The organism is Eisenbergiella massiliensis (assembly GCF_003435485.1).
Map to the genome: position 1 here is coordinate 268,303 of NZ_QVLV01000001.1, position 15,632 is coordinate 283,934.

Sequence of the window (15,632 nt, forward strand, 5' to 3'; positions counted from 1 at the left end):
GTAGGAAGAGGGGGAGATTGGGATGAAGGTTCAGTTTGATAAGGAGAAGCTGATGGTTCTGCTTCGTCATTACCATACCATTACCGGAATGCGTGTGGGAATTTATGATCTGCATTTTTCGGAGATTTGTGCTTATCCTGTGGGTCACAGCGGCTTTTGCCGTCTGATCCGATCCACGCAAGCCGGCCTGAATTCCTGCAGGCTATGTGACGCCGCCGCCTTTGCGCAGGCAAAGCAGCAGCGTAAGCTTCTGATTTACCGCTGCCATGCCGGGCTTACGGAGGTAATTGCCCCGGTTTTCGGTCAGGATCAGGTAATTGGCTATCTGATGCTTGGCCAAATGCGCACATATAATGATAGTGAAAAACAGTGGTGGCAGTTAAAGCAAAGTCTCCTGAAGGAGCAGATGGAAATTGATTACCTGAAAAGTGTATTCTTAAAAATGAAAAGTGTCTCAGATAAGGAAATTGAGTCTTATGCCTATATTCTGCAGGCGTGTGCCTCCTACATCTGGATGGATCAGACCATCCGTCTACAGCAGGAGGAGCTGTCCTCGCGGCTGGAGCAGTATATCGAGCGGCATCTGGACGGAGATTTGTGTCTGCCAAGTCTGGCTCAGGAGCTGGATGTGGGGAAAACCACACTGTATCACTGCAGTAAGGAGTACTTCGGCATTGCGCCGGGGAAGCTGGTACAGAAGAAACGGCTGGATAAGGCAAAACAGCTGCTGCTGCAGTCGGATTGCAGCATTGCGGAAATTGCGGCACAGGTGGGGATTCCTGATTATAATTATTTTGCGAAGTTGTTTCGCAGGCAGGAAGGGATGTCTCCAAGCAAATATCGAAGGAGGTCCTTTACAGAGCCGTAGCGGGCACTGGCATATGAGAGATTTGATGACAGTCCGGATGACTGAAATTTTATCTGTTTTTTAAGGAAATTTAATTTGACTTCCTTCCCTGGCAATTATACAATGATCCTGTGGCATGTTAATTTTATAACAAACTGCCGCCGGGGCAAACAAGCCTGGCTTTGGCAGCTGCCGCGGAAAAAATTACAGACAACCGACAGGAGGTAAGTATTATGGCAAACATTTTAAACAGCCCCAGCAAATATGTTCAGGGAGCGGGTGAACTCTCCAGGCTGGGAAAATATGCGGAGGGGTATGGAAAGAAGGCGCTGATCCTTATCAGTGCATCAGGCTATAAAAGAATCGGCAGCATGGTGGAGGAAAGCTTCTCCGGCACAGGCTGTAGCACGATATTCGATTATTTTAACGGCGAATGCTGTAAAACGGAAATCAACCGTTTGATCGAAGTGATGGAAAAGGAAGGCTGCGATATGGTCATCGGCATCGGCGGAGGAAAGATTCTGGATACCTCCAAGGCAGTGGCCTATTACAGGCGTACGCCGGTTATCATCTGCCCGACTATTGCTTCCACGGATGCGCCCTGCAGCGCGCTTTCCGTTATCTATACGGAAAACGGCGTTTTTGAGGAGTATCTGTTCCTTCCGGCCAATCCTAATATGGTTCTGATGGATACGGAGGTTATCGCGAAATCCCCGGCAAGACTGACCGTTGCCGGTATGGGCGACGCTCTTGCTACTTATTTTGAGGCGCGTGCCGTACAGGCGAAGGATGCGCTTACCTGTGCGGGCGGACGCGGAACCCTGGCAGCCCATGCGCTGGCAAAGCTGTGCTTCGATACGCTGATGGAGGAAGGAGTTAAGGCCAAGGTGGCTCTGGAGGCAGGCGCCTGCACGGTTGCAGTGGAAAAGGTAATCGAGGCCAATACCCTGCTTTCCGGAATCGGCTTTGAAAGCGGCGGACTGGCAGGAGCGCATGCCATACATAACGGCTTTACGGTTCTGGAGGAATGCCACCATATGTATCATGGTGAAAAGGTAGCCTTCGGAACAATTACCCAGCTGGTACTGGAGGATGTATCTGCGGATGAGCTGGAGGATATTATCGGCTTTTGCATCGAGGTAGGCCTTCCGGTAACCCTGAAGGAGCTGGGAATTGAAGAAGTGACGAAGGAAAAAATCATGGCAGTGGCGGAAGCGGCCTGCGCGGAAACAGATACGCTTCATAATATGCCCTTTGAAGTGACTCCGGAAAAGGTTTATGCGGCAATCATGGCGGCCGATGCCTACGGAAGATATTTCAAAGGCCTGTAAAGTTTTTTTTCTGGTACTCTGACGGCGTCATTCCCAGCCTGCGGACGAAAGCCTTATGAAAATGGGAGTGATCGTAGAAGGCCAGAGCGGCGGCGGTTTCCGTTATCGTATGACCCTTAAGGAGCAGCTCACAGCTCTTTTCAATCCTGGTATCCAATATCAGGGCGGAGAGAGTTGTGTGCAGCTCTTTTTTTATGAGCCGGTTGATGTACTGCGGGTTTAAGAAAAGCTCAGCGGAGATGGTGCGCAGCAGATCCCCTGTGGAAAGGGAAAGATTTTCCCGGATGAGCCGTAGAATACGGTAAATACGGGCGTCCCTGCGTACGAGACATTCCGGGCAGGCCCGGCCGAAGCTATCGCACAGAAGCAGCAGCACGTTCATAAGACAGTGATAGCGGAAGGCGTCGGAAAGCAGATCACAGCAGGGCGGCGTGTCGCAGGCCTCCAAAAGTGACCTGACAGCCGTCAGCTGATCCTGGGGCAGCCGGATTTCGGCTGTCTGGCGCAGGCCGGGATCGGTAAAGTAAAGAAGAAAATCCTGAAGCATGACAGGGGTGCTTTCCTCGGAGGCATCTGACAGGAATATTTTGGGGAGAAGATAGAGATTGCGTACAATAAGCCCGGGCTCAGGCTCCAGGGCATGGGAATGTCCGTCAGGTATGAAATATACACATCCCTCCGTAAGAAGCCTGTTTCCCCTCTCCGTTTTATGCATCATCCTCCCGGACAGAATAATGCCTACTTCCAGAAATTCATGGGAATGCGCGGCTTCCGATAAATGCGCGGTATAACGGTATTCTTCGGTATACAGCGGAAGGGAGGTACGGGCGGTTATGTAGCTGCTGTGAATTAAATATTCCTGTGTTTTCATACTCAGATTATAAACGGCGGGGAAAGGCATAGCAAGAGAAAAGTCCGTATTTTACACAAAAAGCACCGCTGTTTACAAGCGGTTTTGTCCTCCGCATGCTACAATGGACAAAACGCGGGAAGGCTGAGGGCGGCGCGTCCCTTTCCCTCTTGAATTTATTGTGCGCCGGAGTGCGCGGAGGTAGTGGAAATGACGGAATCGGAAAGACTTTTAATGACACTGGGCTTTGAAAAAAGGACGGAAAGAGGATCGGTACTGGAAACCTTTTTTCCATGGGACAAGACGGTGAATAACTGGTGTAAGCAGGGACTGCCTGAAAAATTTGCGGCCAGCCGGCTGTATCCGCAGGCCGGAAGCTACATGGAGAGATATCTGAGCGATGAAATGACGGAGCCGGTGTATGAATATGAAAAATACCTGGGGTTTGACGGAGTGAAGCGCATGGCCTTCCGTATCCCCTTTGCATGCTTTGATACGACGGTCCTGGACGAAACCTTAACTTATGTCGTCAGGCAGGATACCGATGGCTGGATAAGAAAGTACCATAAAAACAGCAATCTTGTGGAGGAACTGAAGGCGCCGGTGGAGGAGGAAAAGGACTGGTATACGCTGAAGGATAAGGTAAGGGAGCATCTGGAGCTGTATTGTACCGATGAAAATATCGGGAAGGTTTATGGGAAATATGCGCAGGCCCACAAAAGAGGCGATTTTTCACTGCGCTTCAGGGCGCAGGGCTTCTTCTGGCTGCCCCGTACGCTGCTGGGAATCGAGGGGCAGATGTATGCCTTTTACGACATGCCTGAGGTAATCCATGATATGAACCGGTTTGCGGTGGAGGTCTTCCGGGAAAAGCATGGGAAAATATTTGATATTATCCAGCCGGAGGTCATGCTTTTTGAGGAGGATTTGAGCGGCTGCAACGGGCCGATGATTTCGCCGGATACCTTTGAGGAATTTGTGGCGGACTATTACAGACAGCTGTTCCCTTTTCTGAAGGAAAAGGGTGTGAAAAATATTTTTGTGGATACGGATGGTGATTTTAACAGGCTGATTCCGCAGTTTATTGCTGCGGGCGTGGACGGCTTCCTTCCCATGGATGTGAATGCGGGAATGGATATTGTTAAGGTCAGGGAGCTTTATCCCGGGCTGAAATTTATCGGGGGCTTTAACAAGCTTGTGATTGAACAGGGGAAGGATGCAATAGACAGGGAATTCGAGCGGATTCTCCCTGTGATCCGCAGCGGCGGCTATGTGCCGGGCTGCGATCATCAGGCGACGCCGGATTCCACGCTGGAGAATTACAGATATTATATCCGGCGCCTGAAGGTGGTTATGGAAGAGAGCGGGGCTGCCTGCTCCTGATGAATTCAGGCTTGTTTTTTCATACGTTTCATTTACAATACAAAAAACTCAAGCAACGCGGAATGTGACAGGATATACCATATCACCATTTTTTAGGGGTGTAGGAAATCCGGTTGTTTGTGGTGAATGTAAGCAAGATTTCATTGCGCCGTGTTCGGTATAGGAAGCGCTACTGATGCCGTCCCGGAATCCTTTTTCTTTTTATTGGTGATTTTATTCACCAGGGCGGCGGGCACGGTGGCCTGAGTGATATTTTAGTCTTGGTCTCTTTTATTTATGAGATTTCCTATGAAAAAACATCCCGGATTCCATTGGAATCCGGGATGCCTTCTGTGTGAATTTATATAGATCTCTTGGAGGAGTTCCCAATATTATTTGCCGAAGTATCTCTCCAGTAAGCCCTGGAATGCCTTGCCGTGGCGAGCTTCGTCTCTTGCCATTTCATGAACAGTGTCATGGATAGCGTCAAGGTTGGCAGCCTTTGCGCGCTTAGCCAGGTCGAATTTACCAGCGGTTGCGCCGTTTTCTGCTTCTACTCTCATTTCCAGGTTCTTCTTTGTGGAATCAGTTACTACTTCGCCAAGCAGCTCTGCGAATTTTGCAGCATGCTCTGCTTCTTCATAAGCAGCTTTTTCCCAGTAAAGGCCGATTTCAGGATAGCCTTCTCTGTGGGCAACTCTTGCCATTGCAAGGTACATACCTACTTCAGAGCATTCTCCTGCGAAGTTAGCTCTCAGGTCTTCCATGATATCTTCGCTTGCACCCTGAGCAACACCTACAACGTGCTCAGCAGCCCATTCCATTGTTCCGCTCTGTGCGGTGAATTTCTCTGCGGGAGCTCCGCAAACGGGGCATTTCTCCGGTGCTTTTTCGCCTTCATAAACATAACCACATACCTGACATACGAATTTCATAATTTTTTTCTCCTTTTAATTTTAATATATTTTTTATTACAACTGCTCCGGAAACCGGGAGTTGCGGATGGCTGGTTTTTAAGAAAGGGCTTTCAGCTTCTTCTCTTTACAATGGGGACAAAGGCCGTAAAAATAAGTGATATGGCCGGCTATCTGTCCGTCAAAATTTCTGGCGGCCGTTTGATTGATGCTGTCAATGCTATCCATTTCCAAATCAATTACACTTCCGCAGTCGCTGCAGACAAAATGATAATGAGGACTGGTGTCTGCATCAAAATGATCCACACCGTCGCCGACGCGTAATCTTGCTATTTCTCCAAGATCTGCCAACAGCGTAAGATTTCTGTAAACAGTACCAAGACTGATGTTGGGAAATTCTGTTCTCACATTGCTGTAAACTACATCTGCCGTCGGATGGTCATTCCTTGTCATCAGGAAATCTTTGATGGCTTCCCGTTGACGGCTGTATTTCAGCGTCATTTTCTGCCTCCTTTCTGTTAAAAACGATAATCGTTACTGTTACTATAGCAAAGCTTTTCAATTCTGTCAACATGTTTATAATTTTTTTAGAAATTTATTTTTTCGTTTTTATAATTAGGTTTTCTTTTTATGGTAGAATAACAATGGATACTCAGGGAAGGATGTGAAATATGAAATGAAGTTCAGGACAAAGCTGGTGATAACCTTTTTAACGGTTATTCTGCTGCCCCTTGTGCTTTCTGCGATTGCCTTTGTGGCGATCGGCGCTGTGATGGTGCATAATTCCGATTTGAGATACGGTTTTGAGACGACGGACTACAGCACCATGTCCGATTCACTCGCATCCTTCAGCGGAATAACCGATGATATTTTTTACAGTCTGGAGGAAACGGCCGAAGAGGAGCCTGCAAGGCTTGAGGATAAGGATTTTCTGGCGGCTGTGAATGAGGATGCTTTCAAGAAGTCTTCCTATATTCTGGTGAGGAAGGACAATACGGTTTATTATTCCGGCAATGAGACTGCGACACAGAAAATTTTCAGCCGGCTTCCCGCTTATGGTTTTGAAAGCAGGGATTCCAATTCCGGTTTTTATTATAATGATATGCAAAAGCTGGTAAAGCAGATTGATTTCCGCTTTTCCGATGGCTCAGACGGCAGCGTATTCATTATAACCAGGGTAAACAGCGTTATTTCCAAGACACTGCTTATCTATATGTTCTTTGCGATTGTAATTATTCTGATTGTAACAAGCGTTGTTCTTACCCAGTGGATTTATAAGAGTGTTTTTGCCCCTATTAACAGGCTGAACGTGGCCATGCAGAATATTGCGGAAGGAAATTTCGAATATATCCTTACATCGGAGGATACCAATGAAATTGGCGAGCTGTACCGCAATTATGAGGACATGCGGCTTCGGCTGAAGGAATCCACCGAGGAAAAAATACAGAATGAGCGGCAGAACAGGGAGCTGGTGAGCAATATTTCCCATGATCTGAAAACGCCCATAACGGCCATTAAGGGGTATGTGGAAGGAATAATGGATGGCGTGGCGGATACGCCTGAGAAGATGGAACGTTACATTAAGACTATCTACAACAAGGCCAATGACATGAACCGCCTGATTAATGAGCTGACCTATTATTCGGGTATAGACAGCAACAGAATCCCTTATAATTTTCACCGCATCAATGTGGCGGAATTTTTCCAGGATTGTGTGGAGGATGTGGGGCTTGATCTGGAATCCAAGGATATAGAGCTGAATTATTCGAATCTGGTGGATCCCGACACCCGGATTATTGCGGATCCGGAGCAGCTGAAGAAGGTAATCAACAACATTATCGGAAACAGCATCAAGTATATCGACAAGCCAAAGGGAATCATCAACATACGGATACTGGATGAGGTGGACTCCATCCGGGTGGAAATAGATGATAATGGTAAAGGCATTGCTGCCAAGGATCTGGGAAGTATTTTTGAACGGTTTTACAGGACGGATGCTTCCAGGAATTCCGCCATGGGCGGCAGCGGTATCGGCCTTTCTATTGTAAAGAAAATTATTGAGGACCATGGCGGTTACATCTGGGCGACCAGTAAGGAAGGAGAAGGAACCTGTTTGCATTTTGTAATCAGAAAATACAGGGAGGCAGAGGAAAATGAATAAGATATTAATTATTGAAGACGAAGAAGCAATTGCAGATTTGGAGAAGGATTATCTGGAGCTGTCAGGCTTTCAGGTGGAGATAGAACATGAGGGAGACAAGGGGCTGGAACGTGCCATGACCTCAGAATATGATTTAATCATACTGGATTTGATGCTTCCGGGTATGGACGGCTTTGAAATCTGCCGCCGGATAAGAGATGAAAAAAACATACCGATTCTCATGGTATCCGCAAAGAAGGATGATATTGATAAAATCAGGGGCCTGGGCCTGGGAGCCGATGACTATATGACAAAGCCCTTCAGCCCCAGTGAGCTTGTTGCAAGAGTGAAGGCCCATCTTGCCCGCTACACAAGGCTGGTCAGCTCCCAGCAGAAGACCAATGATATCGTGGAAATCCGTGGAATACGCATAGATAAAACAGCAAGACGTGTATATATCAATGGGGAAGAGAAGGCATTTACCACAAAGGAATTCGATCTGCTTACCTTCCTGGCGGAAAACCCCAACCATGTATTTACCAAGGAGGAGCTGTTCCGGGAGATCTGGGACATGGATTCTATCGGGGATATCGCAACCGTGACGGTGCATATTAAGAAAATCCGGGAGAAAATTGAGGCGGATACTGCAAACCCGCAGTATATTGAAACAATTTGGGGTGTCGGGTATCGGTTTAAGGTGTAAGCCGTGGGACTGTCTCTGAGGCATATCCATTGCTACGAAAAAAATGAAAAGGAATTTTTTCAGCTGGTTGGCTTCAGGGATTATCTGAATGAACATGCGGAAGCTGCCAAACAGTATGAGGATTAAAAGAAAAAATTGGCGTCGGATTTCCCGGAAGACAGGGTTGCTTATACGAAAGGAAAGGAAGCGTTTATAAAGGGGATCTATCATATTTTGGATTCTCAGGGAGGATAATTAAAGAAACCTTTATTGTGGGTATTGAAACCTGCAATAAAGGTTTTTCTTCAATCATGATTAATAATTCTTTTGGCATATGTGTTTCTGTATTCCGAGGGAGTCATGGATGTTATATTTTTGTATGTTCGGATAAAATTGTGATAATTTGAAAAGCCAAGAGAATCAGCTATTGCACTAACAGTCATATTAGTATCACTTAAGAGAAAGTTGGCCCTCTCTATTTTCTGATTAAGTATATATTGCTTCAGGCTTATTCCGGATACCTCTTTAAAATAGCGTGACAGGTACTTTTCATTATAACCAAAATGAACAGCAATGTTTGTTACTTTCAGGTTATCGTTAATATAATAATTAATAAAATCAATAATGTCGTTGTATAGTTGCTTTTGAATCGGAATATTTTCAGAGGCAGCTTTTTCTTTTTCACTTAAGGAGATCGCATGCTGATTGGAAATCTCACTTATAATAAGTGTCGTCATATAATCTGTGTAATGGGTATCATAGCCGGAACGGACACAATTCTGTAACTGCCTCATAAGAAGAAGGACTCTTTCAGGATAAAGCAGTGATTTTTGAACTGGCAGGAGGATATCATTACGTCCTCCATCAATTTTATTGGGAACCAGTCCGGATACAGGAAAAGCACGTTGGCATGAAAAATGAAGCCAGTAAAAACTGCATTCCGACTCACGATAACCCCGCCTAATTCTTTTCTCATTACTGGGCTTGGGAGATGGCGGCTGAAGTAGCAGGTATTGTCCTGGGGTAACAGTATATTTGACATCCTGGTATTGCAGATAGAGATTTCCCTTTGTTTCGACAATAAGTTCGTAATCCTCTGTAGTCTGTACACTATGAGTCCACTTTGAAGAAAGTGCCTCAAATTTACCTGTTCTGTTAAACATTAGTGGATTAGTGATATTTATCATATATGCCAGACATGGCGCCATTTGTTTCCCTCCTCTTCTATACTTAATAATACAAAAAGTTACTAAAAGACACCTAAAAGGAAAAAGGAATTTTAAACTTATACATATTTTATAAGTGTACAATCCCATCTTTTTTTTCAATTATAGTCCAGAATTTACTACAATTCAATAGTATTACAGGAAATATAAAATGGAAATAATGCGTGAAGTAAGTAATTTATGCCTTTAAAAAGAAGTACCGTTTTGATACATATTAAAACGTTTGTGTATTTTGGAAAAGTATAACTAATTGTATAATAGTTATAAATAAATTGCTTGTGGAAGAAATAAAATGAGTATTTTGTACAAAAATAAACCTCATATAAACAATTGTAATTGTGTTTTACTATATATAAATTTCTGTCAGGGCAATTTATGAATGTACAATTTAATAAACTAACGGTACCCAAAAAAATGGGAGAGGAATTTTCCAAACTTAGGAAAGCAAGGAGGATAATTATGAGAGGTAAGAAGTTGTTGGCATTTATACTTGCAGCAGGAATGGCAGGAAGTGCTTTAGCAGGCTGTATGCCAGGGACTGGTGCAACCGGTTCGGAACCTGCAGCTGAAACTAAACAGGAATCTGCATCCGGAACTGAAAATGTCATATCTGAGGAAGCATCAGTATCAGAGGAAACACAAGGAGGATATTCACTGCCTTTATGTGAACCGGGGAGTGAAACACTTTCTATTTTAACTTATCAGAACTGGCATGCATCCGCATACTATGATTCTGACGATGGCCTTCCTGTAGAAAATGAAATCGAAAAAATAACAGGTGTTAAAGTAAACTGGGAATGTGTTGCCAGCGGTGACTATAATACTGTCGCACAGACTAGATTAGCTTCAGGCAGTGAACTTCCTGATATTATCAGAGTCCCTAACGGAACAACAGGACTTGCAGATTACAGCTCACAGGGCTTATTGGTAAATATAAAAGAATATATAAATGAAACAGATACACCTAATCTATGGAAGTTGTTTCAGCAACAGCCTATCTATGAAGCACAGATGACATCACCGGACGGAAATATCTATGGGCTGCCTCATGCGGAATTTGATATTAACAACTATGTACTTATGTGGAATATTATCAGGCAGGATTGGCTGGATAAATTAGGGCTGGCTATGCCTTCCACCATTGATGAATATCATGATGTGCTTGTTGCATTCCGTGATCAGGATCCCAATGGAAATGGTAAAAAGGATGAAGTGCCTCTTGGTTATCAGAATGATCAGATGTTTGGTTTGTATACCTTTAAGGAAGCCTTTGGGTTTAATAATACAGATATTTGGTCAGTGTCAGATGATGGAGTGGTGGCCTTTGATCTGATGGACGAAAAGTTTTTGGATTGTCTTACCACATTGAATCAGTGGTATGGGGAAGGGCTTTTAAGCACTACAACCGATGGCTCAGATTCCGATTCCCTGATTTCTCAGGACAGACTTGGCGGACAGACATTATCATCAACAGATAACGTAATTGGCAAGGATGATTTGGTAAGAGAAACAAATCCTGACGGACATTATGTATTCATACCTGCATTAACAAATGAAAAATATGCAGATAATCAGCCGACAATCAGTAAGAGACAGTCCTTCCATGACTATTATGCTGTTACTGTTGACTGCAAAAATCCGAAGCTGGCCGTACAATGGCTTGATTGGGTATATGCTTCTGAAGAATCCGCCGTATTGCGTTACTGGGGGTTTGAAGGGGATACCTTTACTGTAGAAAATGGACAGAAGGTATTTACAGATAAGGTTACTAACGGCGGCAGCAGCGCAATTGATGTAATGCGTGGAATAGGAGCGTGGCCTAACTTTGTGGGAAATGAAAGCGGAGAACCTTTCAAGGCCATGTATGTAGGTTCATATTTTGATGAAGCTTATAATGAATTCAAGGATATTATGTCGGACAGAGTCCCTATTGCAATCGGTACAGAAGAAGAAAATAAGATATATACAGAGAAATGGCCGGATATTGAAACCTTTGTAAAAGAAAATGTAGTTAAATTTATTACAGGAAACAGACCTTTAACTGAATGGAATTCTTATGTGGATACTTTGAAACAGATGGGAATCGAGGATGTTGTTGCTGTAAAGCAGGCATGGTACGACAGGACACAGGAAGTGATGCAGTAACTGACAGAAAGTAGATAATGCTGCGGCACCATTGTGTGCTGCACCACGGGGAATACCGCAAAATAACTAGAATTTAGCTATGGGTCGGTATTCCCTGTCTATGTCAATAGATAACAGGGTGAGGCGAAATGTATGACAAAAAATAAGACAGTAAAAAAAATTCCTGTGGGTAAGTTAATTAAAAGAGACAGATATCTTATTTTGATGGTAGCTCCTTGTGTCCTATATTTTTTGATATTCCATTATGCACCTATGGTATGGAATATAGTAGCATTCCAGGACTATAATGTTAGGCGGGGAATTCTTGGAAGCAGTTGGATTGGACTGGAAAACTTTAAAAGGTTTTTTGAAAGTCCATATGCTTTCCGCTTAATAAGGAACACATTTCTATTAAGTTTTATGGACTTGCTTATGGGATTTCCGGTTCCGATTCTTTTTGCGCTTCTCTTAAATGAAGTAAAGAAAAACTGGGTGAAGAGGACGGTACAGACCTTTTCTTATCTGCCACATTTTATTTCGGTAGTAGTAGTGGTTGGTATGATGAAAATTTTTCTATCTCCTACGGATGGGATTGTTAATCTAGCTATTCAGGCACTGGGCGGAAATCCTATCAATTTCTTTTCAGAAGCGAAAATTTTCAGGTGGCTGTATGTTTTCTCAAATATATGGCAGAATTTTGGATGGGATTCCATTATATATTTCGCGGCTATTTCAGGGGTAAATCCGGAACTTTACGAAGCGGCCATTGTTGACGGGGCAGGACGTTGGAAGAAGATGTTCTTCATTACTTTACCTTGTATTGCCCCCACTATTATTGTACTGCTAATTATGAGAATTGGTTGGCTTCTGAGTGTCGGTTTTGAAAAAATTATTCTTATGTATAATGAAGCTACCTATGAAACAGCGGATGTTATTTCCACCTATGTCTATCGTGTGGGCCTGCTGAATTCAGATTTTTCATATGGAACAGCAATTGGGCTGTTTAACTGTATCGTCAGTCTTGTATTGATTATTCTTGCAAATGGTTTGAGCAGGAGATTCAGTGATACATCTTTATTTTAGGAGGATTGGATATGAAACGTAAAAAAAGCCTTAAGGAAAGCGGTCTTATTGGTATTGTTCTTATTTATATTATCATAATCCTCGCAGCTTTTATCACGCTGTATCCATTCCTTTATGTTATAGCCAATTCTTTTAGTAATCCACTGAATGTAATAAGAAGAGATGTTATACTCTGGCCGGTAAATTTTTCATTAACGTCATATCAGACACTACTTCAGCAGAAAGATGTGTTTATGGCATATTACAATACCATATGGTATACGGTGGTAGGAACTCTTGTTAATATGATTTTGACTATAATGGCGGCATATGCACTTTCGATTAGGAAGTTTTTTCTGCGTAATCAAATTTCAATATTTATTGCGGTTACCATGTTTGTATCCGGGGGGATTATCCCATCATACATTGTGGTAAATAAACTGGGTTTATATGATACGCCTTGGGCATTAATTGTGCCAACAGCTATTAGTGCATATAATTTAATTGTGGCAAGAAGTTTTTTTGAGTCTCTTCCTGAAGAATTGACGGAGTCAGCACACTTGGATGGGGCAAATGATTTTACTATTCTTTGGAAGATTATTGTTCCCGTATCCAAGCCAATCATCTCAGTATTGATTATTTTTTATGCGGTCGGACACTGGAATGAATATTTTAATCCTATGATTTATTTAAAGAGCAGAGAATTAAAACCCATTCAGCTGTATCTGAGGGATATTCTTGTGGCAAACCAACAGGCGACCACAAGTACTGGCGGCAGTACAGGTGCTGAAAGGCAGTATCTTTTTGAAGCATTGAAATTTTCAACCATTGTAATTACAACATTGCCGATTACAGTTATTTATCCCTTTTTTCAAAAACATTTTGTACAAGGGGTAATGATAGGAGCAGTAAAAAGCTGATTTATAAATTATCGGCGGGAAAGCAGGTGAGATTATGGGAAGATATAAGTATATACCACGTGGTACTGCAGGTGGATGGATAAAATCACAGGATTCTCCGGTAATAGGAGGAGCATTAGGAACTGTCTTTGACTGCTGTGTACGTAAGGAGAATGAAGGATACCGAATGTGGTATTCCTGGAGACCGGCTAAAGGAATTGCTGTGGCGAATAGTCCGGATGGTTATGACTGGAGTCTTCCGCAGATGGTAATGCCAAGACAAATAAATCTCCCATGGGCTGTAGATGAAGTAAACAGGCCTTGTGTGCTTTACCGGGGCGGGAAGTACAGGATGTGGTTTATAGGAATGGTGCGTCCTTTAGATTTTTGTTATGGAACAAGTGCTGTGGGTTATGCGGAAAGTAATGATGGTATTCATTGGGATGTACGAAGAGAATCGGTTATGAATCCGGATGAACCGTGGGAAAAGAACAGCCTGTACTGTCCGCATGTGATATGGGATGAGGAAAAAAACAGTTATCGTATGTGGTATTCAGGTGGGGAACAATATGAATGCGATAGCATAGGCTATGCGGAAAGCGAAGATGGAATTCACTGGAACAAATATAATAAAAATCCTATTTTTACGGCTGACAAAAATAAATTCTGGGAGGCGCTGAAGACAGAAGCATGCTGTGTTGTTCGTGAGCAGGATTACTTTTATATGTTTTATCTTGGAATCAGTGCAGACAGAACGGCATCGATTGGTATTGCCAGATCCAGAGATGGCATAACGGGTTGGGAACGGCATCCAGACAATCCGGTAGTTGCTGGTACAGACGGCAGCTGGGACTATTTGGGAGTTTGTAAGCCATTTGTATTGAAAACGGATGATGGATTTCTTATGTGGTATAACGGCTGCAATCAATCCGAAGGAGAAGGACAGGTGAAGGAAGAGATAGGTGTAGCTTTACATAAAGGATATCAGCTGTGGCCGGAGGATGGAGCTGCCCGGGAAAGGGATATACCGGATGAAAAAATTGTGTGCCGGGACTTGTTTTTAGGGTGTCGGTAGGAAGAGAGGGAAAAATGGGGCAGAATGTTAAATGGGTTCCTCTTGGAACAACAGGCGGATGGGTAAAGGCAATAGAAAATCCTGTTTTAGGTCCGGAATATGGCACGACCTTTGATATTCATGTGATTAAAGAGGAGCACAAATACCGCATGTGGTTTTCCTGGAGGGATGTAAGGCTGATTGCACATACTATAAGCGATGATGGTATTCATTGGGATTTACCACGGGCGGTGCTTACTGCCATTCCAGGATCAGAATGGGAGGGAGATGAGGTAAACAGATCTACGATTGTTGTTAAGGATGGTCTTTATCATATGTGGTATACAGGACAGGTTTTTGCGCGCGAGAATCAGATGAGTAAAAGCTGTATTGGCTATGCGGTGTCTGAAGATGGAGTAAATTGGATGCGTCGGGAAGAACCTGTTTTAGTGCCAGAGGAACACTGGGAGCGTTACTGTGTTATGTGTCCTCATGTGCTCTGGGATGATGAGGATAATATATTTAAAATGTGGTATTCCGCGGGACATATGCATGAGTCGGATGCAATCGGTTATGCGGAAAGTCCAGATGGAATCAACTGGATACGGTATTCTGGAAATCCAGTTTTTATGCCTGATCCGAACAATTACTGGGATATGAGCAAGGTTGAGGCTTGCTTTGTGATGAAATGGGATGGGTGGTACTATATGTTCTATATGGGGGTCCATGGAGATTATAAATCTGCTGTAGGCCTAGCCAGATCAAAGGATGGGCTACTCTGGGAGAGGCATCCGGACAACCCGATAATTGCAGGAGATGATGACTTATGGGATTTTGGAGGAATATGTAAGGTAAGCGTTGTTGAGGAGGAGAATGGCTTCCGGTTATGGTACAATGCCTCTAACGGGGGTGGGGAACAGATCGGTACGGCATTTCATCGGGGATTTTCCCTGTTCCCTGATGTAGGAAATAAATATGTATCAGAGAGAGGCGAAAATCCTTGCAGAAAGGGAAAGTTCAACTATTATTATAACAGATTTGCATTGTTAAGAGATTAAACATGTGATCAGAGGAGGATGTAATGGATTATTGCGGATACAAATATAAGCCCCGGGGATGTACTGGTGGATGGGAGGTAATA

The 15,632-nt window shown here is 43.7% G+C and carries 15 protein-coding genes; 11 read left to right on the forward strand and 4 right to left on the reverse strand.

What is annotated here, in order from left to right; all coding sequences use genetic code 11:
* Positions 1 to 22: 22 nt before the first annotated feature.
* Both DXC51_RS01120 and DXC51_RS01125 read left to right on the forward strand, forming a co-directional pair.
* Positions 23 to 868, forward strand: coding sequence for a PocR ligand-binding domain-containing protein (locus DXC51_RS01120; RefSeq protein WP_025488117.1), 846 nt, complete (start codon positions 23 to 25; stop codon positions 866 to 868).
* Positions 869 to 1,080: 212 nt separating this feature from the next.
* Positions 1,081 to 2,178: a glycerol dehydrogenase gene (locus tag DXC51_RS01125; protein ID WP_025488118.1), complete on the forward strand. Its 1,098-nt coding sequence runs from the start codon at positions 1,081 to 1,083 to the stop codon at positions 2,176 to 2,178.
* On the opposite strand, the gene DXC51_RS01130 is transcribed toward DXC51_RS01125, so the two are convergent.
* On the reverse strand, positions 2,165 to 3,049 hold the full coding sequence (locus tag DXC51_RS01130; protein ID WP_162162437.1) for an AraC family transcriptional regulator: 885 nt from the start codon (positions 3,047 to 3,049) through the stop codon (positions 2,165 to 2,167). The two genes, DXC51_RS01125 and DXC51_RS01130, sit on opposite strands and share 14 nt — an antisense overlap.
* A gap of 189 nt (positions 3,050 to 3,238) precedes the next feature.
* Between DXC51_RS01130 and DXC51_RS01135 the strand changes: the two genes are divergently transcribed.
* A complete protein-coding gene (locus DXC51_RS01135; protein ID WP_025488120.1) occupies positions 3,239 to 4,411 on the forward strand; it encodes a uroporphyrinogen decarboxylase family protein in 1,173 nt (390 codons plus the stop codon).
* Positions 4,412 to 4,782: 371 nt separating this feature from the next.
* Here DXC51_RS01135 and DXC51_RS01140 read toward each other — a convergent pair whose 3' ends face one another.
* Both DXC51_RS01140 and DXC51_RS01145 read right to left on the reverse strand, forming a co-directional pair.
* Entirely contained in the window at positions 4,783 to 5,328 is a 546-nt protein-coding gene (locus DXC51_RS01140) for an NADH peroxidase (protein ID WP_025488121.1), read from the reverse strand.
* A gap of 75 nt (positions 5,329 to 5,403) precedes the next feature.
* Positions 5,404 to 5,805, reverse strand: coding sequence for a Fur family transcriptional regulator (locus DXC51_RS01145; protein WP_025488122.1), 402 nt, complete (start codon positions 5,803 to 5,805; stop codon positions 5,404 to 5,406).
* A gap of 175 nt (positions 5,806 to 5,980) precedes the next feature.
* Between DXC51_RS01145 and DXC51_RS01150 the strand changes: the two genes are divergently transcribed.
* From DXC51_RS01150 to DXC51_RS01160, 3 genes are read left to right on the forward strand one after another with little or no spacing between them, the layout of a single operon-like run.
* A complete protein-coding gene (locus DXC51_RS01150) occupies positions 5,981 to 7,465 on the forward strand; it encodes a sensor histidine kinase (protein ID WP_102287306.1) in 1,485 nt (494 codons plus the stop codon).
* Positions 7,458 to 8,147, forward strand: coding sequence for a response regulator transcription factor (locus DXC51_RS01155; RefSeq protein ID WP_021634223.1), 690 nt, complete (start codon positions 7,458 to 7,460; stop codon positions 8,145 to 8,147). Before DXC51_RS01150 ends, DXC51_RS01155 begins: the two co-directional genes overlap by 8 nt.
* A 3-nt stretch (positions 8,148 to 8,150) precedes the next feature.
* A complete protein-coding gene (locus tag DXC51_RS01160) occupies positions 8,151 to 8,273 on the forward strand; it encodes a GrpB family protein (protein ID WP_081745224.1) in 123 nt (40 codons plus the stop codon).
* 158 nt (positions 8,274 to 8,431) lie between these two features.
* Here the strand turns inward: DXC51_RS01160 and DXC51_RS01165 are convergent, their stop codons facing one another.
* On the reverse strand, positions 8,432 to 9,334 hold the full coding sequence (locus tag DXC51_RS01165; RefSeq protein WP_025488124.1) for an AraC family transcriptional regulator: 903 nt from the start codon (positions 9,332 to 9,334) through the stop codon (positions 8,432 to 8,434).
* 477 nt (positions 9,335 to 9,811) lie between these two features.
* Between DXC51_RS01165 and DXC51_RS01170 the strand changes: the two genes are divergently transcribed.
* From DXC51_RS01170 to DXC51_RS01190, 5 genes are all read left to right on the forward strand, one after another.
* Positions 9,812 to 11,497 carry an extracellular solute-binding protein gene (locus tag DXC51_RS01170; RefSeq protein ID WP_025488125.1) on the forward strand — a complete coding sequence of 562 codons (1,686 nt, stop codon included), beginning with the start codon at positions 9,812 to 9,814 and terminating at the stop codon, positions 11,495 to 11,497.
* Positions 11,498 to 11,629: 132 nt separating this feature from the next.
* Positions 11,630 to 12,559 carry an ABC transporter permease gene (locus tag DXC51_RS01175; RefSeq protein ID WP_117530817.1) on the forward strand — a complete coding sequence of 310 codons (930 nt, stop codon included), beginning with the start codon at positions 11,630 to 11,632 and terminating at the stop codon, positions 12,557 to 12,559.
* 11 nt (positions 12,560 to 12,570) lie between these two features.
* The gene (locus tag DXC51_RS01180) at positions 12,571 to 13,458 is read left to right on the forward strand and encodes a carbohydrate ABC transporter permease (RefSeq protein ID WP_021634218.1); all 888 of its coding nucleotides are present in this window, start codon (positions 12,571 to 12,573) and stop codon (positions 13,456 to 13,458) included.
* Between the two features lie 34 nt (positions 13,459 to 13,492).
* Entirely contained in the window at positions 13,493 to 14,512 is a 1,020-nt protein-coding gene (locus tag DXC51_RS01185; protein WP_025488126.1) for a family 43 glycosylhydrolase, read from the forward strand.
* Positions 14,513 to 14,526: 14 nt separating this feature from the next.
* Complete coding sequence (locus tag DXC51_RS01190; protein ID WP_025488127.1) at positions 14,527 to 15,549, forward strand: family 43 glycosylhydrolase; 1,023 nt, start codon at positions 14,527 to 14,529, stop codon at positions 15,547 to 15,549.
* Positions 15,550 to 15,632: the final 83 nt, after the last annotated feature.